This window comes from Blastopirellula sp. SH421 (assembly GCF_057808535.1).
The window spans coordinates 4400087-4424858 of record NZ_CM173712.1; the positions used below are offsets into that span (position 1 = coordinate 4400087).

Annotated in this window: 20 protein-coding genes and 1 tRNA gene; 7 read left to right on the top strand and 14 right to left on the bottom strand. The window is 55.5% G+C overall.

Annotated features, from left to right (window positions below):
* Positions 1 to 59 precede the first annotated feature (59 nt).
* Entirely contained in the window at positions 60 to 842 is a 783-nt protein-coding gene (locus tag SH421x_RS17860; RefSeq protein ID WP_488851012.1) for a hypothetical protein, read from the top strand.
* Between the two features lie 38 nt (positions 843 to 880).
* Here SH421x_RS17860 and SH421x_RS17865 read toward each other — a convergent pair whose 3' ends face one another.
* Positions 881 to 1252 (bottom strand): hypothetical protein, encoded by a 372-nt coding sequence (locus SH421x_RS17865; protein WP_488851014.1) that lies wholly within the window; start codon positions 1250 to 1252, stop codon positions 881 to 883.
* A 162-nt stretch (positions 1253 to 1414) separates the two neighbouring features.
* Positions 1415 to 1488: transfer RNA gene (locus SH421x_RS17870), tRNA-Val, on the bottom strand.
* A 192-nt stretch (positions 1489 to 1680) separates the two neighbouring features.
* Between SH421x_RS17870 and SH421x_RS17875 the strand changes: the two genes are divergently transcribed.
* Both SH421x_RS17875 and SH421x_RS17880 read left to right on the top strand, forming a co-directional pair.
* Positions 1681 to 2553, top strand: a complete 873-nt coding sequence (locus SH421x_RS17875) for a hypothetical protein (RefSeq protein ID WP_488851016.1) — start codon at positions 1681 to 1683, stop codon at positions 2551 to 2553.
* A gap of 57 nt (positions 2554 to 2610) precedes the next feature.
* Positions 2611 to 3549: an aldose 1-epimerase gene (locus SH421x_RS17880; RefSeq protein ID WP_488851018.1), complete on the top strand. Its 939-nt coding sequence runs from the start codon at positions 2611 to 2613 to the stop codon at positions 3547 to 3549.
* A gap of 97 nt (positions 3550 to 3646) precedes the next feature.
* Here the strand turns inward: SH421x_RS17880 and SH421x_RS17885 are convergent, their stop codons facing one another.
* From SH421x_RS17885 to ftsH, 7 genes are all read right to left on the bottom strand, one after another.
* Positions 3647 to 4048 carry a hypothetical protein gene (locus tag SH421x_RS17885; RefSeq protein WP_488851020.1) on the bottom strand — a complete coding sequence of 134 codons (402 nt, stop codon included), beginning with the start codon at positions 4046 to 4048 and terminating at the stop codon, positions 3647 to 3649.
* Between the two features lie 234 nt (positions 4049 to 4282).
* Positions 4283 to 5113 (bottom strand): ABC transporter permease, encoded by an 831-nt coding sequence (locus SH421x_RS17890; RefSeq protein ID WP_488851022.1) that lies wholly within the window; start codon positions 5111 to 5113, stop codon positions 4283 to 4285.
* A gap of 2 nt (positions 5114 to 5115) precedes the next feature.
* Positions 5116 to 6111, bottom strand: coding sequence for an ABC transporter permease (locus SH421x_RS17895; protein WP_488851024.1), 996 nt, complete (start codon positions 6109 to 6111; stop codon positions 5116 to 5118).
* A 19-nt stretch (positions 6112 to 6130) separates the two neighbouring features.
* Positions 6131 to 7690 (bottom strand): ABC transporter substrate-binding protein, encoded by a 1560-nt coding sequence (locus SH421x_RS17900; RefSeq protein WP_488851026.1) that lies wholly within the window; start codon positions 7688 to 7690, stop codon positions 6131 to 6133.
* An 84-nt stretch (positions 7691 to 7774) separates the two neighbouring features.
* Positions 7775 to 10423 carry a serine/threonine-protein kinase gene (locus SH421x_RS17905; protein ID WP_488851028.1) on the bottom strand — a complete coding sequence of 883 codons (2649 nt, stop codon included), beginning with the start codon at positions 10421 to 10423 and terminating at the stop codon, positions 7775 to 7777.
* Positions 10424 to 10663: 240 nt separating this feature from the next.
* Positions 10664 to 11791, bottom strand: a complete 1128-nt coding sequence (gene rsgA / locus SH421x_RS17910) for a ribosome small subunit-dependent GTPase A (protein ID WP_488851030.1) — start codon at positions 11789 to 11791, stop codon at positions 10664 to 10666.
* A gap of 13 nt (positions 11792 to 11804) precedes the next feature.
* Positions 11805 to 13757 (bottom strand): ATP-dependent zinc metalloprotease FtsH, encoded by a 1953-nt coding sequence (gene ftsH, locus SH421x_RS17915; protein ID WP_488856451.1) that lies wholly within the window; start codon positions 13755 to 13757, stop codon positions 11805 to 11807.
* A 205-nt stretch (positions 13758 to 13962) separates the two neighbouring features.
* On the opposite strand from ftsH, the gene SH421x_RS17920 reads away from it, so the two are divergent.
* Positions 13963 to 14463, top strand: a complete 501-nt coding sequence (locus tag SH421x_RS17920) for an NUDIX hydrolase (RefSeq protein ID WP_488851032.1) — start codon at positions 13963 to 13965, stop codon at positions 14461 to 14463.
* On the opposite strand, the gene SH421x_RS17925 is transcribed toward SH421x_RS17920, so the two are convergent.
* Complete coding sequence (locus tag SH421x_RS17925; RefSeq protein ID WP_488851034.1) at positions 14429 to 15511, bottom strand: hypothetical protein; 1083 nt, start codon at positions 15509 to 15511, stop codon at positions 14429 to 14431. The two genes, SH421x_RS17920 and SH421x_RS17925, sit on opposite strands and share 35 nt — an antisense overlap.
* A 107-nt stretch (positions 15512 to 15618) precedes the next feature.
* On the opposite strand from SH421x_RS17925, the gene SH421x_RS17930 reads away from it, so the two are divergent.
* Both SH421x_RS17930 and SH421x_RS17935 read left to right on the top strand, forming a co-directional pair.
* A complete protein-coding gene (locus tag SH421x_RS17930) occupies positions 15619 to 15999 on the top strand; it encodes an acylphosphatase (protein ID WP_488851036.1) in 381 nt (126 codons plus the stop codon).
* A gap of 79 nt (positions 16000 to 16078) precedes the next feature.
* Positions 16079 to 17611: an ABC transporter permease gene (locus SH421x_RS17935; RefSeq protein ID WP_488851038.1), complete on the top strand. Its 1533-nt coding sequence runs from the start codon at positions 16079 to 16081 to the stop codon at positions 17609 to 17611.
* A 131-nt stretch (positions 17612 to 17742) separates the two neighbouring features.
* On the opposite strand, the gene SH421x_RS17940 is transcribed toward SH421x_RS17935, so the two are convergent.
* From SH421x_RS17940 to SH421x_RS17955, 4 genes are all read right to left on the bottom strand, one after another.
* A complete protein-coding gene (locus tag SH421x_RS17940; RefSeq protein ID WP_488851041.1) occupies positions 17743 to 18822 on the bottom strand; it encodes a Gfo/Idh/MocA family oxidoreductase in 1080 nt (359 codons plus the stop codon).
* A gap of 69 nt (positions 18823 to 18891) precedes the next feature.
* A complete protein-coding gene (gene lpxC / locus SH421x_RS17945) occupies positions 18892 to 19791 on the bottom strand; it encodes a UDP-3-O-acyl-N-acetylglucosamine deacetylase (RefSeq protein WP_488851043.1) in 900 nt (299 codons plus the stop codon).
* An 89-nt stretch (positions 19792 to 19880) separates the two neighbouring features.
* Positions 19881 to 20495 (bottom strand): OmpH/Skp family outer membrane protein, encoded by a 615-nt coding sequence (locus SH421x_RS17950; protein ID WP_488851045.1) that lies wholly within the window; start codon positions 20493 to 20495, stop codon positions 19881 to 19883.
* A gap of 284 nt (positions 20496 to 20779) precedes the next feature.
* Complete coding sequence (locus SH421x_RS17955) at positions 20780 to 22813, bottom strand: M20/M25/M40 family metallo-hydrolase (RefSeq protein WP_488851047.1); 2034 nt, start codon at positions 22811 to 22813, stop codon at positions 20780 to 20782.
* A gap of 254 nt (positions 22814 to 23067) precedes the next feature.
* Here SH421x_RS17955 and SH421x_RS17960 point away from each other — a divergent pair, with 254 nt between their 5' ends.
* The gene (locus SH421x_RS17960) at positions 23068 to 24771 is read left to right on the top strand and encodes an ATP-binding protein (RefSeq protein WP_488851049.1); all 1704 of its coding nucleotides are present in this window, start codon (positions 23068 to 23070) and stop codon (positions 24769 to 24771) included.
* The last annotated feature ends 1 nt before the right edge of the window (position 24772 follow it).

Sequence of the window (24772 nt, forward strand, 5' to 3'; positions counted from 1 at the left end):
TCTCTTCATTTGCCGCCTATCTTGAAAGTGGCTGCGACTCTGTGGAAGGATGAAACGGCATGGAGGCAAGAAAATCTGACTCGATTTCCCTAACTGGAGTGAAGATTTTCCTTTGTAATGCGCTGGCAAAGCTCGATCAGCCAATCTATCCAGAGAAAATCATGTCGCGATCGATGCTAAGAATTCCAAACGAGGTCGTCTACACTTGTGAAAAGTGCAGCAAGCAATTGCGATCTGACCACGGGAAGGCCAATAGTTTCTTCCCCTTCCGCAGACGACTTGCGATCAATCCCAATGGCTCGTGCAAGTCTTGCAATGGAGAGTCATGGACGTTCTCTTTGCATTACTCAGAGAAGTCATCCGACATCGATACGAGCCTGTCAGGAATTTTAATGGGACTGATCCTGGGAGGCGTTCATTCTCAGACGACGATTAGCACCACCGTTGTAGAATACCCAGGCATTCCTGCGACATTAGTCGCCTTGCTCGAAAAGGAACCAACCCGCCGAATTGTGCGCATCGCCGCTATGGCAAGTGAACTGGAGCAAAGAAAACTGGCCGACTTAGGTGCGATAAATTGTCTCACTTGCAGCGTGAAGTTCGTGCCGCACCGTGACAAACCATGGACGCAAAACGGATACTGCACCCGGGTCTGCGATCCGATTTCCGCCGCCTCGTATATGCTCGAAGCTGAGCCGCCATTTACACCTCAGCGCGCGGTATTGTCGATCACATGTCCTGCCGGACACCCATTTGACGCTTCCATGTCGTTCTTAGGCATGACCCGAGCCTGTCCCCAATGCGGGGCAAAAACGGTGATCAATGATAAGAACAACGGATGAAATCGAGTCACTCGATGATTGCCGATCGATAACAGACATTACTTCTGCCGCCAAACCAAAATCGCGGCAGCGATAAAAATAATCCACTCGCACGCCGCCAACATAAAAGTATCTGCAGGGATCCCGCTATAGACCACGAAGCTGACAGTCCGAAACAGGACCAGAGAGCCATGGACGAGCAAGCACAGAAACAACGGATAGGCAACATCGGCAGGGCGATAAAGAGGCCATAAGAACGCGAGCCCCAGCGCAAACTCTAAGCCTCCGTAGACCGTCAAAAACTCGGACTGCCCAGCGCCTGGCTGTAGTTCAAAACCAACCACTTGGGATGTATGCGCGGGGCTGAGCGAGCACCATGCCGCCAACAAAAGGTAAACGCCCCCCACAATCGCCAAAAAAATACGCGCCATCCGAACAACAAGCTCCCACCGATAAAGATATTCCGTTCCGAAGGGGCATCTTACTGGAACCGACCCAGTCAGATCCTAGAACGCAACACGCCGGTGACAACCAAACAATTTTCGCGCCAGTCCAAAAAAAAAGGCCCCACGCAAACGCAGGGCCCTTCAAAGTGGGCGATGAGGGACTCGAACCCCCGACATCTTCGGTGTAAACGAAGCGCTCTAACCAACTGAGCTAATCGCCCTCAAAGCCCGATAATGATAGCGTACCGCAAGAAAGATCGTCAATCGGGCGACATTCGATATAAGAGAGAGGAACCTTTGTCGGCCTAGGCTCGCTATAATCTGGAAATAATCCGCAACTCCCATCGGCTTCAACACTTACCAACACCTTGATACTCCTACGCGTTCTCTTGTTGGCTGCCCATTTGACAGGCATGAATTTTGCCGCGGCGGGGCCTTTGGCGGCCATTTGGATCGACTTGCGTGGCGGCAAGCTGGGCGATTCGGCCATTTTCAGGTTGGGCCGAATGGTTACCTGGTGGTCGCTGGCCGCGTTTGGGCTGGCGATGCTGCTGGGCGCCGCGAATGGGCTGTTAATTTGGGCCAGCGGCGAGCGGCAATTTTTCTTGGCTCTTAGGCGATTTTGGGAGACAAAAATCTTCTTCGGGTGGTGGGAGATCGCTTTTTACCTTGGCTGTGTGGGGGGATTTTTAATTTGGCGATCGCTTCGCCCGGCTGCGAAGCGGTGGGAACGGATCGTATCGCAGTTGTTGCTGCTGCTGGCCGGTACGAATTTGCTGTATCACTTTCCGCCGCTGTTTAGCGTGATTCAGATGCTGGCCCGCGAAAATCATGGCGAAGGTCCCACGATCGGTTCCAGCGAATTCCGCAGCTTGATGGCGACTCCTCAAGTGATCTGGCTGAGCGTCCATTTTTTGCTGGCGTCGATCTCGGTGACCGGGATGCTGACTGCGCGATTGGCGATCCAGCAGTTGGAAGCAGCCGCCGCCGATCCGATCGTTGCTCGCAGTTCTCTGGCGGCGCTGATTGCGACGCTGCTACAGTTGCCGATCGGGACCGCATTTTTGCTGGCGTTGCCCTCGGCAGAGCAGCGGAGCTTGATGGGGGGCAATCTGTTCACAACCGGATTGTTTGCGGTGGCGCTTTGCTCGGCGCTTTGGTTGATGCATGTGTTGGCCGGCGCCGCATTTTTTCAGCGGACGTCACGTCAGGTGAACCAGGCGATCGCGACGATGTTCGGCGTGATCGTATTGATGACTGCCGCGATGCTGGCGAGTCGCTTCTAGCATTTGAATGAGAAACAATGTAATTAACGAGATCACCACCCCTCTACGAGGAATATCATGTCCATTGAAATAGCCACCATCCGCGACGCCGAGTCGGGCGCTGTCGCCGAGATCGCCGTGGGATACGGATTTAACTGCTTTCGGTTTTCGGTCCCTCACGGCGAGCAGTCACTGGAGATCCTGTGGGCCGAGGAAGGTTTTGATACCGGTACGCGCCGCGCCTCAAGCAGCGGCATTCCCCTGCTCTTCCCGTTTCCGGGTCGCTTAAAAGGAGGCGTGCTCGCTTGGGAAGGAAAGGAATATCGACTGCCGGAAGGAGATGGCGCCGGCAATGCAATCCATGGATTTGTCCATACGCGTCCCTGGCGCACAGTCGCGCAGACCGAAAACAGCGTGACCGGCGAGTTTACCGCGTCGATTGACGATCCTAGCATTCTCGAAATGTGGCCCGCCGATTTCAAACTTACTGCGACCTACGCACTACACGGCACAACGTTACGCGCAACGTACCAAGCGACCAATTGCGGAGACGCTCCCTTGCCTTGCGGACTAGGAACGCATCCTTACTTTTGCGTGCCGTTGGGCGGAAGCTCGGCTGATGCGTGCCAGATTCATGTGCCTTATAGCAGCCAGTGGGAATTCGCTGACAAGATGGCGACCGGCGCCAAACTGCCCACCGAACCGCTCAACGCTCCCTTCTCGGCGACATCGTTTGACAATGCGTTCGGCGACCTACAGTGGGCCGGCGGGACTTGCTTGACTTCGATCGAGGATCCTGAGAGCGGCGTGAAAATCACGCAGAGTTTCTCCGAAGAGTTTATCGGCGTGGTCCTTTACAACCCGGGACATCGCCGAGCGTTTTGCATCGAGCCTTATACGCTGATCCCGGATGCTTTTCAGTTGGCGGCCCAAGGTAAAGATGCCGGACTACGCGTCTTGGCGCCTGGCGAGTCTTTCAGCGCCAAAGCGGATATCGCAGTCGCGATGACCAAGTAACGCGGTTTGCGACAAGTACGAATAAAAAAAGACCGTGGGATTAACCACGGTCTTTCGTATTCACGCACTGAGTTCTGATTGTCTACGAGAGTAAAGCTTACTCGGCCGCAACCGGCAGCTTACCCGCTTTGAGCAATTCGCCGTAGGTTTCGCCGGAAGGCGACTTTTCGGCTTCGACCTTGACCAGAGCGGCGGCGATGGTTTCGCTTCCCTTGTCTTTGTCTTCTTTCAGCAGAGCGACGATTTCAGCCTTGTCGAGCAGTTTGTCGACCGCGACGCCGTAGGCATTGCGATCTTTCTTTGATTTGCCTTCATGGCACAGATTGCACTTCACTTCAGCAACCGCAGCGGCCAGCGCTTTGTCAGCGTCGGTCTTCGGTTCTTTGACGTTGTATTGTTCAACAAACACGTCCATAAACGGCTTGATCGCGTAGGCTTCGTCAGCGGTGACGACGGCGGCGACAGCGCCCAACATCAGACAAAACAGAACTTTCTTCATCCTTCTTCCTCCAAGGGTTTACGCGAGACCTGCCTAGCAGCATCAGGTTGTACGGCAAACGGTCTTTGTTTCGGTGGGATATTGGCAGGGAGGCGCGTAGGGAACATGCCGATGCCATTCTAGTTAAACTGCACGGAAATACCGTGTCAAGCTACTCCCTGGGCCGATTTCCCGAAGTTTATCCCCTAAGCTTACGCTGCGAATGTCTTAAAGGTCTAAATATTTGCCAGAAGTTTACTTGCCGTGGTCCAAACGAGGGTCCAATGCGTCCCGCAGTCCGTCCCCAAGCAAATTAAAGCCCAGGATTGTGACAGAAATGGCCAGTCCCGGCGCAATCGCCGGCCAGATGCTGGTCGACAGGTCATTTTTCGCTTCGGCCAACATTCCCCCCCATTCTGGAATTGTGGGATCTCCACTAATCCCTAAAAAAGAAAGTCCGGCTACTTCTAGGATGGCGCTTCCTAGTCCCAATGTCGCTAGTACGACCAATGGGCCCACCAAACCTGGCAGAAGCGACCAGAAGAAGATATGTCGCGTTGTGGCGCCGGCGGCGACGGCGGCCGTCACATAGTCTTGCGAACGCAACGTCAGCGTTGTGGCGCGGATCTGCCGAGCAAAGATCGGAATGTTGATCAAACCGACCGCAATAATTACCGCCGGCCAGCCCGGCGCCAGCGCAGCCATCACCAGCAGTGCAATCAAAATCGCGGGGAACGCCAACACCACATCAATCGAGCGCATGATCACTTGATCAACTGCCCCCGGAAAATATCCCGCCGCCGCGCCTAACGGAACGCCGAGAAAGATCGCCAACACAATCGACAAACTGCCGGCCGTCAGCGACAACCGTGAGCCGTAGATCACCCAGGTCAGCACATCTTTCTCGTTGGTGTCGGTACCTAACCAATGCGCTGCGCTGGGAGGCGCGAGCTTTTGATCGCGCTGGTCAATCGGATAGGGGGCGATCAGGTTAGCCGTCATTGCGACCAGACAGACAAACACCACCACCACGCCGCCGATCAGTGCGCCGCGATTCGAGAGAAAACGTTTCCAGGAACGGTTCATCGTTACGACTCGGTTCGGATGCGAGGATCAAGCCATAAGTACGCGACATCCAACAGCAAGTTCGCCGTAACAAACATCGCCGCAATCACCAGTGCGCCCCCCTGCACTACTGCGTAGTCTTGCTCACGCACCGCCGTGACCAAGTAACGTCCCATGCCGGGCCAATTAAAAACGGTCTCGGTCAACACAGCGCCAGAGAGAAGCATGCCAACCTGAAATCCGGCGATATTGACGATCGGCACCGATGCATTGGGCAGTGCGTGCCGCCAGACGATCCGCCAAAGCGATGCACCCTTGGCTTTTGCCGTGCGAAGATAGTCGGACGATAAGACTTCTAGCATGCTGCTACGCGTAATCCGCGAGATCACGGCTGCCGGTATGGTCGCCAGCGCGACAGCCGGCAACACCAAATGCCGTAACGCGTCTCCCGCCAAGGAAAATCGCCCGGTGAGAATCGCTTCGCACAAGAAAAAGTCTGTATGAAACTGCGAAATCATCGTCGGCGCCACGCGACCACTGGTTGGCATGCTGGTAAAGATGGTCATCAAGCAGATCCCCAAAAAGAAGACCGGCACGCTGACGCCGACCAGGGCAAAAGTCATCGCCGCGTAGTCAGGCCAACGGCCGCGCCACAGCGACGAGGCGACGCCAGCACAAATCCCCAACGGAATCGCCAATAGAATTGAGACCAACGAGAGCTCTAGCGTCGCCGGGATCGTTTCAGTCAATCGCTCAGCAACTAGATCGCCGTGAAAGAACGAGACCCCTAAGTCACCACGAAGCAATTCGCCTGGCAAGTCGATTAGCTGCACCAGGATCGGGCGATCCCAACCTTGTTTCGACATTTCAGCGGTCACGCGCGCCGGCACGCTATGCTGACCAAAGCGGGCCAGCGCTGGGTTGCCCGGCAATAGTCGGATTGAGATGAAGATAAGCACCACGGCGACCGCAACGGTCGCGAGCGACTGCAAAACTCGAACGAGCAGGAAACTCCACACGGTAACTTCCGCCCTTCGTCTACCTGGATAACTTCGTAAGTCGCAAACGATTCAGCGACGAGGGATGCAGCAGATAGCCCGATACCGCTTTACTTTGCACGTTACGAACGGAGGTATGAACCAGCGGCAGCAGCGGTGCGTCAGCAAAGATTTTTTCTTGCGCCGTGCGATAAAGCTCGGCCCGCTGCTCTTGATCTAGTTCGACTTTTGCGGCGGCCAGCAACTCGTGCACTGCCTGGCTTCGGTAGCGGCTCAGGTTGTTGCCGCCAAAATCGTTGATATTGTCGGAATCGAGCAGCGTGTACAAAAAATTATCAGGATCCGGCATATCGGCGGTCCAACCCGCCAAACCCAACTGATGTTCGCCACGAGTCATACGCCGGAAATGCTGCGAGTTTTCGTTGGTGACAATCTCGGTTTCGATCCCGACCTGAGCAAGCGAGTCTTTGATAAAGATCGCCGTTTGGCGCGGCTGCTGCATGTAAGGCCGAGGATCGGTCATCACAAACAGTTGCAGGCGAATCGGCATCGGCACGCCGTCAGCCGCTGCGGCGGCCAACAGCTGCTTGGCTTTCTCAGGGTTGTACTCACGATCAACGAGATCTGGATGACTTCCCCACATCGTGGGCGGCACCAGACTGACCGCTTTTTCTGCATGGCCTGAATAGGCCGACTTGATCAATTGGTCGCGATCGATCGCGTACCAAATCGCTTCGCGAATGCGGGAATCGTCGAGAGGCGCTTTGTCGTTGTTCATCGTCAGGTAGGCGGTATTCATTCCTTCCTTTTCCTGCACGATGACATTGGGCATTTCGGCTAGCGAATCAATTTCGGCTGGCGGCAGATTGTCGGCGATGTCGATCTCGCCGCGCAGCAGCTGCTTGACGCGCACGGCACTTTCGCCCACCGGCAAAAAGATAACGCCGTCAATTGCTGGCCGGCCGCGCCAATGATCTGCATACGAGAGCAGCGTCAACTGCTGGTCCACGTTCCAAGAGTCAAACTGAAACGGCCCCGTGCCGACAGGGTGCTTCCAGAATTGTCCTTCGTATTTTTTGACTGCTGTCGGGCTGACAATGCTGGCGGGAAACATCGCAAGCGTGGTCAAAAACGAGGCCGAGGGGCGTTTCAAGCGAATCTTGACCGTGAGCGGATCGACGGCCGAAATTGACTCAATGGTTTCGTAGCTTTGAGAGTAGGGAATCACCTGATCAAACACAAACGGATGATCAGGCAGGGTCAAGCGCTGGAGCGAAAAAACAACCGCCTCGGCGTCCAGCGGCGTGCCGTCATGGAACTTCACCCCTTCGCGCAGGTGAAAGGTCCACTCCTGACCATCGTCGCTGGTCGACCACGAAGTAGCCAGACTCGGCACGAGATCGAGCGTCTCGTCGTCGTACGTGACCAGCGTGTCATAGATATTGCACATCACGGTGACTGATTCGCCGATGTCGGTATGGATAGGATCCAACCGGTCGGCGTCGTCTCCACGTCCGTAGATCAAGATATTGCTCGGCACAGCGGGACCGCCGCATCCGAGAAACGTAGAGAGGATCAGACAGAAGATAAGCGAGCGCATAGGTTCTTTCGATTAACTGCGTTCGGGGCTGGGATCGTATTCTAGCGCCAAACGCGCTAGGATCACAACCCGCGCAGCGAAGAATTAAGGGAGTTCGCCGGGAGAAACGTCAACGTTTGTCGTGGCTGGCGGATCAGCAGAAAATTTCGGTAGTTTCGCAAAGTCTGCACCTGCGATTTCGGCGCCTGTCTTTTTGTCGTAGGCGTAATTCCCTTCCGCTTCCGCATTCAAGCGATAGTCACTGACTTGACGCTGTGAATAGGGGGGTAACTTATCCAGCGGCTGCGCCCAAGCGACCGGCTCACGCTTGCCAAACTTGTCCCCCTCGACTGCGGCGCCCCACTTTTCGGAGTGCAGCGCCTCGATCTCTAGCCGGGTTTTCTTTTCCCAGAAAATCTGCCGCAAGCCGCTCGTCAAATCGTAGAAGTTATTATCCCCTTTGAAGCGAACCGAATTCAAATCCGTCAGCTTGGCGCTCGGGGCGCGATCATATTGCAGTAGCATCGCTTCGCTGGGGGACCAGCGAACGATGCAATCGGTCAGGGTCGCCTCTAGATCGCGTTGCTCCGGAAATTCAGCCGAGCTTTCTAAGCGGAACAGCCCTTTGGCGGCAGCTGCGGTCACGCGATTCAAGCGAACGTCGATCAGGTCCGTCGAAGGCTTGGTCGATCCCTGGGCGTCAAGGAGCACGCCAGAGATCGCCAGCAGACCATTTTGCCAGTCAAATTTGAATTGCGACGCTTGGTCGAGATGCACCACGTCGGTTTCGCCCCGAATTACCGTATCGACCAACGAAATCGAAGGAGACCGGAACATCATGACGTCAGTCGTGGTCGTCGGCGTCGTTGCAACCGTAACAGGTCGACGAAATACAGCCGGCAACACCGTCATGTTGGTCGGAGCCACCACGGTAAACGTGCAGCGGTTGGTGCGGATGGCGCTGCCTGACTCGAGCAAAAACAAGCTGCCTGGATCGGCCGCTGCATCGCTCGACTCTAGTCGAAATGAAATCCCGTCAAACAGGACCTGGATGCGCCCCACGCGAATCATGTTGCGATACATCGACATCGAATTAATCGCAATCGTTAATTCCGGCGAAAAACCAATCGCTGCACGTAATGTGATCTTTTCGGTTTCGGCGTCTCCTTCCAACAGCAGCGGCGCGTCCATTTTGACGGGGCCGTTGAATCGAAGCTCAATGGTATCAACGCTACTGTCGAGCCTGGCGGTCGTGACTGCTTCGTAGATTTGACTAGCGCTGGCGGTGCTGACCACTTTGACGTTTGGCATATCGACTGTGGTCGGCGGAATCATCATCGGAGTCGGCGAGCCTAGCGACTGCTGCGGATTGGATTCGCGCGTCGGCGTCGGACTCGGCATCACTCCCAGCGGTTCCCGATTCTCGGGAATTATGATGAGGCCGCGATCGCCTACGACTGGTTCACTGCTGGTGGAGCTGTTGAGCGTGCGTCGCCCGCTTTGATCTGCAAAAATGAGCTCCGGCAGACGTAATTCATCGCTACTGCGCGCCGACCAAACGGCGTCCATCACAAAAAAGATCGCGATAAACGCCAAGATCGGCGCAACCCAAGGAAAATGGCGTTCGACAATGGTTGGCGGGTGGACGTCTGCGGCAATCGTCATTCCGCCGCCATGCCGAAGATGGATTCCGAGATCTTCGCAAAACAGCAACATCTCGGCGATAAACTCAGCCGGCGTTTGGTACCGATCTTGCGGGCTCTTGGCGGTCAGCCCGCCCAGCAGCACCATAATCTCGTCAGGCAAGTCGTCGCGCAGTTCGCGCGGGTCAAGCGGTTCGTCGCTGCTGTGACTGAGCAGTTTTTGCAGCACGGTACCTTCAGGAAAGGGGGGCCTGCCGGTCAGCATATAATAAAGCGTACAGCCGAGCGAATAGAGATCGCTACGCACATCGGCCAATCGCGGATCGCGGGCTTGCTCGGGCGAAATATAGTCAAACGTGCCGAGCGTCATTCCGCTGGCGGTCAAATCGCCATCACCGGCATCGACCTGATGCAACCGCGCCAAGCCCATATCGACCAGCTTCGCCACTCCACCGGGACTGACCAGGATGTTCGACGGCTTGATGTCGCGATGCACAATATCTCGCTCCGACGCGTGATGCAACGCTTCGGCGATCTGCAGCGTGTAGTCGAGCGCCTCTTCGACCGACATCGGACCATCGCGATCGACCAGATCACGAATGTTGTACCCTTCGATGTACTCGAAAACGATGTAATTCCAATCGTTATCCGTACCGACAAAGTAGACGCGGGCAATGTTCGGATGATCCAGGCGCGCGGCGCTTTGCGCCTCGTTTCTGAAACGGCGGACCGTTTCTTCGTTGCCGTTATTCTCGCGCGATAAAACCTTGACCGCGACTTCACGCGCCAGCTGTTTGTCAAAGCCGCGGAAGACGGCCCCCATGCCGCCGGCCCCGATGAACTCACGCAGTTCAAAATGGCCGAGCGTTTGACCAACCAGATCGGTCCGCAGCCAGGCGCTGTTCATCGGGCGATTGGTGGAACCGCCGTTACGTTCAGCTTTGTCACGTGCCGAAATGACGGTGGCCTGCTCTTCGGTCATCATCAACATCTCTGGCGCCGCGGTCGATGGCAACTCGCGCGCAGCTCCAGCCGGCGCTTCGCGTTTGGTTGCGGCGCTAGACGAGGACGATTCTTGCGTCGCATCGGCGTCGGGCAATTGAGAATCCACGACCGCGATTCCCTCGAAGCAGTCAGAGGCGATTGATTGGATGAGCAAAAGTGGAAACATGTCATCAACGAGAAGACTAATCGACATGCGGCCTTTAGCTGATTCTAGACACGGCGGCGCAATCGTCAACCGAATGTCTCGCCTGCTAATGACTTACGATGTTTTGTTGCGCCCAAAGAACGACCGTAACAATTACGCCGATCGTGCCGTTTACTTGCTTCGCAGGGGCCCCAGGCTTCGTTACGCCATGTCGCCGGCATGGATCTGGCAATAGCTTTCGTAACGGCGAACGTCGAGAAATCCGTCAGCGACTGCCCCTTTGACGCCACACCCCTCCTCATGGGTGTGCGAACAATCAGGAAACCTGCATCCGGTGATGAAGGGGCGCAGGTCGCGAAAATATCCGGCGACTTCTTCCGGAATCACGTCCCACAGCTGAAACTGCCGAATCCCCGGAGTATCGACCACATGTCCCCCGGCGGCGAGCGGAACCAAGCTAGAAGTGGTCGTCGTATGGCGCCCTTTGTCGGTCGTCTCGCTGACATGACCCACCCGCAGATTTAAGCCGGGCTCAATCGCGTTCAAGATCGTCGACTTCCCAACGCCGCTTTGTCCTGAGAGGACGCTCGCTCGATCGCGGACGGCGGCACGCAACCGCTCGACACCGATCCCCTTGGTCGCCGAAAGCAAAATTACCTGATAGCCCATCTGCCCATAAACGCCGACCAGCGGCTGCAAATCGGCGGGGTCAATCAAGTCGACTTTGTTGATGCAGATGACCGGCGTGATCCCTGCTTTTTCGGCAGTGATGAGATAGCGGTCGATCAAATTCGGCTTTAGATAAGGCTCGGCGGCGCTGGCGACAATCAGCAACTGATCGACATTCGAGACAATCACATGCTGCCGCCGCTTGCTGGCCCGACAAAGGATTCCGTAACGGGGCTCGATGCTCTCGATAATGCCTTCTTGATTATCGGCCGAGCGAAACCAGACGCGATCTCCCGCCGCGACCACATGCCGCTGATCGGTCGAAAGAGTTTTCAAGAGCCGCCGCGTCGCGCATTGATAAACCTCGCCGCTCGCCATTTCGACTTCGCTAACCAAACCACGAACACGCAACACGCGCCCCTGCAAGCATTCGGCTTGATCCACGTCGATCTGCAGCTCACCATCTTCTCCTTCGGCGGCGCCATGGATGGTGCGCTTGCGGGTCAGGTCTCCCTTACCCGTTAGTCGCTCGGCCGAAGCAAGCTTGTCGTGGTTGATCTCATCTTTGGCGAACTGTCGCGTCAGATCGGCGTCACGAACGCGCGACGACCGGTTCTTACGGAATTCGGTGCGAAACTTCTTGGAATTGCGCTTCGCCATAGGTACTTACGGACTACGCCTCGTCCGATTGCGTGCGCGGAGGAGCTTCGACGCCTGGCAATCCATTACTTGACTCGTACCGAAGTTCCTCACGTGGCTCCACCGGTTTGCGGAGCGCGTGGACCGAAGGACCGATCAGTGCGGTGATCTCCACATCCGAGAGCTCTTCTTTTTCGCATAATTCTCTCGTCAGGCTCTCCAGTTTCTCACGATTCTTAGACAAGACGTCGAAAGCCCGTTTCGCCGCATCATGCAAGATGCGGGCAATTTCTTCGTCGATCACCTGCATCGTGTGTTCGCTAAAGAGTCGCGACTCATGCAGTTCGCGGCCCAGAAACGGATCTTCGCCAGACATCTTGTAGCTGACCGGTCCAATCCGCTCGCTCATGCCCCACTGAGTCACCATGCGGCGGACCATCTTGGTTGCACGCTCCAGGTCATTCTCGGCGCCGGCGCTCAATTCGTCGTAGGCGATTTTCTCGGCGGCGCGACCACCCAGGATAAACGCCAACTTGTCTTGTAGTTCGCTTTCGCTAACGTTCATCCGCTCTTCTTCAGGCACCGTTTGCGTCACGCCAAGCGCTCGACCGCGCGGAATCACCGTCACCTTGTGCAGACGATCCACTCCGGGAAGGAGCCAAGCCAACAACGCATGCCCTGCTTCGTGATAGGCGGTCTTTTCTTTCTCGCGCGCGACCAGCGTTTCTTCACGACGAGCGCCCATCAAGATTTTGTCGCGGGCATATTCAAAGTCGACCATGTGGACTTCCGTCTTATCCTGACGGGTCGCCCATAACGCGGCTTCGTTGATCAAATTCCGGATATCGGCGCCTGTCAGACCGACCGAACCTGCCGCGAGACGCTCCATCGAAACGTCATCAGACAAGGGGACATTTCGCACGTGAACTTTGAAGATTTCCAAGCGTCCCTTGAGAGTGGGACGATCGACCGTGATATGTCGATCAAAGCGGCCTGGTCGCAGCAAAGCCGGATCAAGCACGTCAGGACGATTGGTCGCCGCGACGACGATCACGGTCTCGCCCTGCGAGAATCCATCCATCTCGCTCAAAATCTGATTAAGAGTTTGCTCGCGCTCGTCATGACCGCCGCCCATTCCGGCGCCACGTTGGCGGCCGACGGCGTCAATTTCGTCAATGAAGACGATCGAGGGGGAGTTGTCTTTGGCTGTTTTGAACAGATCGCGGACCCGGCTAGCGCCCACACCGACAAACATCTGAATAAACTCAGAGCCGCTGACTGAGTAGAACGGCACTCCCGCTTCGCCGGCGATCGCGCGAGCCAAGAGGGTTTTTCCGGTTCCGGGAGGTCCGACCAGCAGCACCCCTTTGGGAACCTGACCGCCGAGACGTTGGAACTTCTCTGGTTTCCGCAAAAAATCGACGATCTCTTGCAGATCGCTTTTGACCCCATCCAGACCGGCGACATCATTAAAAGTGACCGCGCGGCGGTTCGCTTCATACTTTTTGGCCGGACTCTTGCTAAAGCCTGATAGAAATCCTCCGCCCATGATTTGATCACGGCTGCGACGGAAGCTGTTCCAAATCAGCAGCAAAACCACCAGCGGCAACAGGGCGAAGATCACGCCCAGGATCACCATGCTGTGGTTTTGTTCTTTGTAAGCGAACTCGACTTCGTTTTTGCTCAACAGCGCAGTCGCATCGGCGACGGCGGCGTCGCCCGCGCGAATGTTGACACGGAACTTCGAGGGGAGCTCGATTCCCTTGTTGTCTTTGTCTTTTTTCTCGACGAACGTGCCGTTTGGCAACTGTTCGCGCGCGTGCACGGTTTTCAGAAACTCGCCGGTGATTTGCGACTCGTCAATCAGCACGTCTTTGACGTTATGCTCTTTGACTTGCTCTTCAAATTGCGAGTAGGAGATTAGTCCGCGGTTCGAGCCTCCGGGGGACGCCAATAGCATGACGACCAGCACCGCCAGAAGCAGCATCACCAAAAAGATGCTGAACTGTGGCCGGAAGCCGCCTTGGGTGGGCTCGGGCTTTGAATTCTCTTGATTCGGCTCGTTTGGCTGTTCCGCCATCCGTATTCCCTAACAGGGACCAATTTTGAAATAAAACGCGGTAAGATCGACGTGCAGGATACGGCGCAAATCGCCGCAAAACCATCAGTATTCTTACCTTTTGAGCATCCAGTTGCCCACCCCCGAAGACTTGGACAACGTGACTTCGCAGCCGCATAACCCGCAAACTACGCATGTTCGACGCAAAGCGGCCGTAGCAGTGATCATGCGCGATCAGCGACTCTTAGTGATTCGTCGATCCGAGAAAGTGGTCGCCCCTGGCAAACTTTGCTTTCCCGGAGGCGGCATCTTACCGGAAGAGTCGGAGCAAGATGCGGTAATTCGTGAAATCAAAGAAGAAATTGGCGTCGCCTGCGTTCCGCGACAAAAAATCTGGCACAGTCAGACATCTTGGGGAACGGAAGTGGCCTGGTGGGAGACTTCAATTCATGCCGACGCACCTCTGCTGATTGACGCCGCCGAAGTCGCAGAAGCTTTTTGGATGCGCCCCACCGAACTGCAGGCCCACATTGACTTGTTGCCAAGTAACCGAGAATTTCTCTCTGCCTGGAAATCGGCGAAATTTTCAATTCCCGGCTTTATCGCTCCGTTTGGTTCGCATGCCGGCGATTAAAAATCTCGGGGTCAAACGGATCCCCCGCAGGGCGATTGCCGCTCTCTTGTCCAGTCGCAGCAGACGGTTGGCCGCTTGGTAACGGCTGAAGCTTGATCGGTAGACGGTTAGGAGCCTGACTGGAAGCCGGGGCCATGCTCGCAGACGGAATCGGCGTTAGCGCATCTTGGAAATCGACTTGTTTCACCTCATTGGTCAGCGGGCGGGCTTCGCCGCGCGGCTGAACGGTGATCGCCCACGCACGCAAAGCGGCGACTTGCCGCGGCCAAGCGTTCGTTTTTGTATTGATGCGGTTGCTGTGGCTGTCGTACAACACCTCCAGCAGGGGGATCGTCCCGTTTTTGATCTGGGCGACTTCGTAAGTCGCTTTCATGTTTCGCAGCGTTAAACGACGCGGCATCAGACCTTGTCCGGTTTGAATCAGCTGAAAATCGGAGGTCGAAGTGGGGCCATGACAGGCCGATACCGAACAAGAGTTCAACAGAATTGGCTGGATAATCGTGGCAAATTGCCCTACCGCTTGGGGGTGGAACTTTTTGGTGAACTCTTCCAGCTCTTTGTCAGAAATGACCGAGAGCCCAGGCTCACGCGAGACTTCTTCTGTCGCCGTAGTCATCGCGATTTCGGGACGATTCATCAGTGAATCTAGTCTCCGCCGCGACATTTGTCCCATCGCATTTTCCGGGGACGAACGTTCGACCCACTTCAAATGCTGGTCGGCTTCCGAAAAAAGTTCGGCCCGCATGCACCATTCGGCGATCTCTAAGCGACCGGCGAGCGTATCCAACGATACTTGTCCACAGCGGTACTCGTGCGCTTCGGCCAAGGTGTTACAACGATGCTGCACCTGCTTGGCTGAGACTCGAATCACCGCATCCTGATTAATAGCAACAACATAGGCGTCACCAGAGACCGTAATTGCGCCTGAGAGCGTATTGCCGTTTTTCAGCAGCAATACGCCATGCGAGGGGCCAATCCACCCTGCTTGGCCAAGAACAGGGGAAACGGTCGCCAGCGACAACAACAAAATGAGGAGGATGCGTTTCATGGGGGTCGAAAGCTATCGATCTGCTCGAAACGCGTCAACTGCAATTCGTTGAGCCAAGAATCGAAATTTGTGAAGAGAATTTCACTAAAATCCGCACAACCCGTTACATGTCAACAACTTCCGGCTTTATTCGGCTACTAGCAAATCCACGCCGCCGCAACTATATTGAAGCTTTCCTTGCTTCAGGCTGGTATGAGTGCGGCGATATGAATGACAACTGGGTGCGACACGAAACGATTTTCGTAGGTCGCGTACAGGGAGTCGGTTTCCGTGCGACGGCACAAAGCATTGCTCGTCGTTATCCCATCGTCGGATTCGTACAGAATCTGCCGGATGGATCGGTTCATTTGGTGATCGAAGGCGATCCCGAGACCTGCCGTCAGGTGATCTACCACATCGCCGACCAGCTCGAAGATTTTATTGCTGAACGCAAAACGCAAACCGGTGAAGCCACCGGCGAATTCGCTGCCTTTGACATCCGCTACTAATCGTCGCTAATCCCATTTTTCTCATCTCCCGCTCAGGACGATACGACGCGTTATGACGCCACTTCTCGCATTCTTTCACATGTCGTCAAAAAACTTCGGTCACTGGGTCACATCGCTGTGGCTATTTGGGATTGGAGTTATTCTGGGCGGCTTGATCGTCTTACTCGCCTGGTTAGTTATCAAAGCACTCGCGCCGAAGTACGCCGACCGCTGCGTCGAAGCGCTCCGCGGCTCGATCCTGTTTCCGATCACCATGGTGATGCTGATCTGGGCGGCAATCGGCGTTTTTGGGACTTTTGCGGTCCAAGAACCGATCGGCATTTTAAACTCGCTGAGTCGACTGCCCTATGCCGGAGCCACCGACCATAAATTTGAAATCCCGGCCACAACCCAACTCAACGCCGATGGCTCGCTACCGACCACGGAACTAGGAATTACAGTCGATTCTGACGAGCTCTCAAAACTAGAAATCGACTCGGATCAACGCTTTGACTTGATTGCTCGGATTGTCGGCGAACCCGAAGATGTCGCCAGCTACACCATCCGCGAAGGCGCCGTCTGGCAATGGACGCGAGGTGACAAAGCATTCCTTTCGCGCAAACTTCCGCCGGGGCAAATAGTCGAGTTCTTCGCGCGCAATGACACCGAAAATCCGATCGAAGGGATCATGACCGTAACGATCGAACCGGAACATGTTGAAGCGGTTTCGATCTTTTCGACGGCGCTGATTGTCGCGACGCTCTATTTTCTCTATTTTGGTTACTCGATGTTCTTTCCCAAGACGGCCGCGATTTCTGAAGCGACCGCAACCTCTGAAATCTCCCAACTGCTCTTTATGCTGTGCGCGGTCATGGGCTGCTTGTTCATGATCATTGCGATCTACTTGCCGTATCAGACCTTTGGTGAAGATATCAAAGTTCTTAAGCACACCGGGCTGCAGGTAATGCTGATCCTGGGGATGATCGTCGCGATCTGGGCCTCAAGCACGTCGATTTCGGACGAGATCGAAGGGAAAACCGCTCTGACGCTCCTCTCGAAACCTGTCAGCCGTCGCCAGTTTATCATCGGCAAGTTCCTGGGCATTGTCGGCGTGGTCGCGGTGCTCTTTGTGATGGTCACCCTCTTCTTTCTGCCGGCTGTCGCCAGCAAGCCGATGTTCGACTCACGCGAAGGGACCACCTTTGAGTACGAACGCTTTGGCGAAAAAGGGATCAGCTGGCAACTGCTGCACCAAGAGACGGTCGATGTTGTGCCGGGCATCGTTTTGGTCTTCCTCGAAACCGTCGTGCTAGCGTCCGTCAGCGTTGCGATTTCGACTCGCTTGCCGATGATCGCCAACTTTATGATCACATTTGGCGTCTACGCGATGGGGCATCTGACGCCGGCAATTATGCAAGTCTCGGCCCAAGGATTTGAACCGGTAAAGTTTGTCGCTAGTTTGTTGGCGACTGTCTTGCCGGTCCTAGAGAACTTTGAGATTTACGGCGCGATCTCCGCAGGCCGCGAAGTACCGCTAGAGTACATTGCGCTCTCAGCGTTGTTCGCGATGCTCTACAGCTTGATGGCGATGTTCCTGGCGCTGATCTTGTTTGAAGATCGCGACCTCGCCTAAGCCGAATAGGCCAAGAGTAACACCAAAACAAACGCGGCGCTGTTTAGCAGCGCCGCGTTTGTTTGTCTTGTCCACTTAGACCGCTGCACAAGCAAAGGGAAAATTGCTCGTGCGTGTTCCAAACGGCGTACTTACGCTGCTTCACGCTGCTTTGGCGCCAATTTGCTGATCGGCGTAAAGTGCGGCCCGCGGACGGATTGCCCGGCCTCGTGCCATATGTGGCGTTCCACGCTCTTGGCGACCATTTCAGCGACAATCACCGCGTCACGCCCCGCAAAACCATCCACGCGCGGTTTTGCACCGGTCTGCATCGCATGCACAAAATCGGCCTGCTCATCAGCAATCGCATTGGTCGGCGGCAGCTCGACTTCTTCGAGCGGCAAGAGCGACTCAAACAAGTGTTGGCGAATGTGGTCTTTCTCTGCCTGAGGCAAAGTATGGACGTCTAATTCACCCGCAGCCAACCGCGCGTCAGGCTTGATCGACTGCAGCTTGCGACTTCCCATGTCAATCTGCACAAAGCCGCCGGCATGAAAAACTTTCATCTCGCGACGCGGTGCAAAACTGCTACGCGACGCGGTTAGATTCGCGACGCAGCCGTTTTCAAACTTCAGTCGAGCCTGAACCAGATCTTCGTGCGGTCCAAATACTGACGCGCCAATCGCATCAACTTCGACCACATGGCTACCGACGAGCGAAAGCACCAGGTCAATGTCATGGATCATTAGATCCAGCGTCACGCCGATATCGACAGAGCGGAACGAGTAACCGCTGGTGCGCGCCGCTTCGATATAACGGGGACGATCAATCAGTTGGCTGGCGGCCACAAACGCCGGATTGAACCGTTCGACATGTCCAACTTGCAAGACGCGACCATAAGTCTTGGCGAGCGCCAACAAGCGATCGGCGTCTTCAATCGACAAGGTGATTGGCTTTTCGATCAGCAGATCGACGCCGCTGGCCAACAGATCGGCGGCTACTTCATAGTGATACTGGGTTGGAGTCGCGATGATCGCAGCGTCAAATTGACCAGCGATCTCGTGATGCGAAGCATAAGCGGCGACACCATTTTCGGAGGCCGAGGCTTCTCGCGCCGCAGCAATCGGATCGACAATCGCAACCAGCTCTAGCCCGGCCGTTTGCTTGGCGAGACGAGCATGAATTTTTCCGAGGTGACCAGCGCCGATCACAGCTAGACGACGATTGTGCATGGCGGAATCCTTTCCTGCCTGATTGCTCGCCGCCGAACTTTTTGACTGCGGCGATCGTACTTTAAATAACTAGGCCGAACGACGCAGGCCCAGATGAACTTGGTTTTCGAGCAGCAACTGTTTGACCAACTCGGCGTTCAAACGATGTCCACTACGATAGGCGATGACCGAACCGGCGATATCGCATCCAGCCAGTGCAAAGTCACCGACCAGATCTAGCGATTTGTGTCGCACGCACTCGTCTTCAAAACGAAGTTCGTTTTCAATCGGACCCTCGTCCCCAAAGACGATCAGGTCTTGAAATCCAACTTGCTTGCAAAGCCCTTGCGAGCGGAGCCACTCGGCTTCGCTTTCCAGGACAAAGGTGCGAGCCGGCGCCAAATCTTCTTCAAAAAATTTCGGCGTCAACGTCCCGCTAAGCGTTTCGCGACCGATCGGGCTATTGAAACCATAATCCAGTCGATACTTGAAATCGAGTTGCAATTTACTGCTCGGCCGAGCTTCAACCCACGCTTCGTCATCCCCGACACGCACGATGTCAGAAATTACCAACAGCCGACGCACCGCATCTTGTTGTACGATGCCGGCTTGGCGAATCGCTTCGACATAGGCGGCGGCCGAACCATCAAGACCCGGCATTTCGGGTGAAACGACCGCGACTTCGCAGTTGTCGACCTGCATGCCGGAGAGGGCGGCCAAAACATGTTCGACCATTTCCACCGTCGCTCCACCCACCGTCAGATTGGTGCGACGCGGAACTTCGATTCGATTACAAACCAGCGCCGGAACGCGGGGACGGCTAGGCAGATCCTCGCGAACAAAAGTGATCCCGGCGTCAATCGGAGCAGGTCGAAACTGGACGCAGTTTGATTTGCCCGACCAGTAGCCAACCCCTTCGACCGAGACGCTCGAAGCGAGAGTACGTTGGAATCGATACTCGCCATCGTAACGCAGCAACTGTTTCTTCATGGATGCCGGATGCGCAAATAGGTGTGCTGCAAAAAGAACAAGCGGCGGAAGACGAACGTCTCTCCGCCGCGATGACTTCAAGCAATTGACTAGCGAGGAATCAGATTGTTGGCCGGGCCGCGAGCCTGAGCCGGAACGCCGGCGTTCAGCAAGGCAAGCACGTCGTTGGTAATATCGATCCGGTTTTGATAGATGACCGGGCGATTGATTCCTTCCAACACCGACTGGCGATTGTCCGCTTCGATTTCGGTGCTGTTGTAACGCAAGACCAATGCGATGTTGTTACGCTCGGCGAACGCCGCGACGGTTCGCTTGACCTGATCGTAAACGTTGTAGTAAATGCGGGCTTCTTTTTCCATGAAGTCCTTCTTCTGCAAAGTCATTTTGACCTGCAGCTCGGACTGCTGGCGAGCAACCGATTCTTCTTGAGTTTTGTAATCCGGCGAGCCAGGCTTCAATTGTGAGCTGAGCTCTTGAATCAACTTGGTGATCCGGTCGCGCTCGGCGCCGATCGATTTTTCGGCTGCTTCGACTTCGACTTTGAAGTCTTCCATCTGTCGCTTGAATAGAGCATGCCCCTTGAAAACCATGGGGATGTCGATCACGGCGACATTGGTGCCTGATTGGGCCTGCGCCGCGTCAGCGGCGAAGTTGACGAAGATCGCGGTGACCAAAATCGCGGTCAAAGAAAACAGTCGCTTCACTTTCAGCACTCCTTGCTGTGTTTGAATTGGTCGTCCTGACCCCGCGGGCGATTTTCGCCGTAAATCGTCGGCTTTACGGGTAGCGCGACGTATGCGGATGCTGTCAAACGAGCGGCATTCTGCCTGGAAACTGCAAACGGGTAAAGTCCAATTTTCCACACTTCCGTATCGTGGTGGAAACTCCCCAGCCGTTACGACATTACCCCCTCGAAGGTTCACCTGTCGAAGAAGATTTTCGTCGTCAATTTCGTCGCTTGTTGAAAAAACCAACAGGCTGCTTGTTCTTATCGGGGCGCAGCTAAGGTTACCGTAAGCAGAATTTCCATTCCATCCCGCATAATCGTTACCTGAGCTTTGTCGCCTGCTTTGTAGCCGCGCAGCGCCCCATCAAAATCTTCGAGCCCCGCAATCTTGCTTTCCCCTAATTTGATGATGATGTCTCCCGCTTTGAGCCCGGCCTTGGCGGCGGGACTTTCAGGCGAAACTCCTTGCAGCGCATAACCTTTGCCCACCACGCTAAAGTCCGGAATGCTGCCAAAATAAGGGCGTGATCCCGTTCGCTGCTCGATCGCATCCGGCGCGATCGCAACATATTGAGGCGGCGCCGGCATTGCATCAATTGCTATCGCCGCATCCGCCAGCATGCTGGCAATCCGGCGGATACCCGTGATATCCAATTTTTCGACATCGTCACTAGGGCGGTGATAGTCGTCGTGCGTTCCAGTAAAGAAATGCATCACCGGGATTTTTTTGGCGTAAAACGACGCGTGATCGCTAGGGCCAAAACCGCCGGGATCTTTGGTGACCACAAACTTATAGCTCTCGTTCAACTTGTCGATCAGCATTTCAAATTCTTGGGCTGTGCCGCTTCCGCTGATGATCAGTTTCTCATCCGTCAAGCGTCCGACCATATCCATGTTGAGCATCGCCACCGTCTTCTCTAGGTCAAAGACCGGATGCTTGACATAGTACGCGCTGCCGAGCAACCCCCGCTCCTCGCCGGTAAACCCGATAAAGACAATCGTCCGCTGCGGCTTTTTATCGCGATTGACTATCCGCCGCGCTACTTCTAACAGCGCCACCGCCCCCGAGGCGTTGTCGTCCGCGCCGTTATGGATCTCGTTCGTCCACGGCGCCAAACTACCTTCGCCCCCATAGCCGATGTGGTCATAATGCGCGCCAATTAAGATGATCTCCTTGGCCAGCGGGCCTTCACCAGGCAGCACGCCGATCACATTGCTAACTTCGGCCTTTTCGCGAATCACGTCGGTCTCACCGATCGCTTTCCAATCGTTTAATGCAACGCTGTGCGGCTTTTGCGACTGGTTGATGCTCGCTTCCAATTCTGCAAGCGACTTGCCCAACGCCTGCTTTACGACTGGCTCGATCGCACTGCGAAGCACAAAGTAAACCGGCAATTCAGGATGACTTTCGTCACTGCCTGCGCCCAGAAAAGGCAAAACTTCGTCAGTCCCCTCTTTCAGTTTGCCGCCGCTTTCGGCGATGGTCTTCGCCAAGTCGGTCAACTTATCTCGGATCTCGATTTGCTGCTCTTCCGGCGCATCAGCGCCTAGTGCGTCATATTCGGCCTGAACTTTGGCGAGATCGGCGACGGCTGTCTTCCAGATGTTTTGCTGGTCTTCTCGACGCGTCAGCAGTTCATCCAGATTGTTCACCATGATCACCGCGGCGGCGCCATGCTGATAGGCGTTCGAGATCTTGCGGCTAAACGTCGCGTGCCGCGTAGGATGTGGTCCATTGAACGCGCTGTGGGGATTGTGGGGATCGCCCTGCGGCTCTTTTCGCAGCATCAGCACCGCTTTCCCTTGAACGTCGATATCGGCGTAATCGTCATACAGCAGGTCAGGCGCCGTGATGCCGTAGCCAACAAACACAAGGGGCAAATCAAACTTGCCGCTGCCGCCGGCCGCCAATGGATTGTATTGCTTGCCCAGTTCTAGCGGCGCCGCTTCGGTTTGCTTGGGACCGACCAGTTTTAGGATATTTTGATCGGCAGGTCCCAATTTTGCGTCGGTGACCACGGTAAATGATTGGAACGGCTCGCCGCCGACTGCCGTCACGTCCAGTCCGATCGCTTTCATCTGCTCGGCCATAAACTGGGCCGCTTTGCTCAGGCCGGCAGTGCCGACTCCGCGTCCTTCCAACTCGTCCGATGCGAGATATCCCACATTCTCCCGGATTCTCGTGTCAGCCTGTTTTTCGGCCGACTCGGTCTCCGCCATCAGAGGGGCGGCCCCAAGTGAGCCAAGAACCACTGCGAGCAACAAGGTGCTGAGGATTCGTAGGGAGAGCGGCATTCGAATAATCCCGAGATAGTTCATGTAACTTTTTGGCGATAGAGTCGATTCTTTTCTAGCGGAGAGCGCCGGTCAACCATTGCTCTGACGTCAATCACCGAGCAAACCACCTTTGACCAGACCACTTTGGGCCAGATCTCGCCAACCAGACCCTCTATGGGCTGTCAGGCCTGAACTGTCAAGCATGATTGCTCCCCCCTGCTCTGACCCGATAAAATAGTGACTACTTCGATTCGCCAGCATGGGAGCTAAACGTGCCGTCCCTTTTCGTCATTCAAGGCAACGATCAAGGAAGACGTTTCGAGCTGAACGACGCGGTCGTGACGATCGGTCGTGACCGGACCAATACGATCCAAGTGCATGATACCGAGATTTCGCGTCGTCATGCAGAAATTCGTCTCGATGGTCAGCGTTACGAATTAGTGGATCTAGAAAGTTCTAACGGCTGCTTTGTCAACAACGAGGCGACAAGGCGCACGATGTTAACCAGCGGCGATCGTGTTCAACTGGGCCGGACTCTGATGATCTTTACCCACGCCGAGAACGCAGCGGACGCCAGAGCGACACATGCCGGTCCGCTGGTCCGGCAAGAAAATGCGGTCACTGATGGCTCACGGATTATCCGTACCGTCCATCACAGCGAGGGGAGCCAAATTTTTATGCTTCCCGGCGTCGGCGCCCAGTCCGACGACTGGCTGCAGGCCGCGCGGGCCAATTTACAGCTGATGTATCACACTGCTTTGGCGGTCAGCCGAACGCTTGATATCGATCAACTGCTGGACTACATCATGGGTCTGGTCTTCGACTGGATCGACGCCGATCGCGGCTGCGTGATGCTGCTGGACGAAGAATCGCTCCATTTTACTCCCAAGGCGCGCCGCTTTCGTCCTGGCCGCGCCGGTTCGGACGAAGCGATTGTCATCAGTCGCACGATTCTCGATTTTGTCCTCGAAAAGCGCGAAGGCGTGCTGACGACCAACGCCAGCGATGACGAGCGCTGGGATCCCGCCGGTAGTATTATTAATCAAGGAGTCCGCGAAGCGATCTGCGTCCCGATGCAAGGTCGCTACGGCATCGTCGGCGCGATTTATCTCGATACCTTCACCGCCCCCGGCGAGCTTGGTTCGTTACAGCGCAAGCGGCGATTTAATGACGATCATCTGAAACTGATGGTCGCCGTCGCCCATCAAGCGGCGCTGGCCGTAGAAGACACCAACTATTATTCGGCGGTGGTTCAGTCCGAGCGACTCGCCGCAGTCGGGCACGCCGTTGCGGCGATTTCGCACCATGTGAAAAATATCCTGCAAGGGATCCGCGGAGGCAGTTATCTCGTCGAAGAAGGAATCAAAGGATCCGACGTCCCGTTGATCGAAAAAGGCTGGGGAATCGTCGAACGGAATCAAGAGCGGATTTCAACGCTGGTCATGGATATGCTCTCGTACAGCAAAGAACGAGAGCCTGACGTATCCCCCAATGATGTCAACGAGATTGTCGGCGACGTGGTTGAATTAATGCAGTCGCGTGCGGCCGAACAAGGGGTCATCCTCCATTATTTTCCGCTACCGACTGAAGTGCAGCTAATGTTTGACGCCGAGGGACTGCATCGCGCCACGTTAAATGTGGTATCGAACGCAATCGACGCCTGTCAGTCAGCCGACGAGCCCAAAGTGGAGGTCTCGATCACGCTGGACGAGCAGACGCAGCGGTTGAACATCGATGTTACCGACAACGGCTGCGGAATCCCGGCCGAAAAAATCGAATCCATCTTCACCGCGTTCGAGTCATCCAAAGGAAACCGCGGCACCGGGCTCGGCTTGCCGGTCAGCCAAAAAATCTTGCGTGAACATGGCGGCGATATCCTAGTCGACAGCCAAGTCGGCGGCGGCAGTTGCTTTACCCTCTATTTTCCGGTGCATATCGCCGCAGCGACCATGCTGGATCGGCCGACGCAGCAGTAAT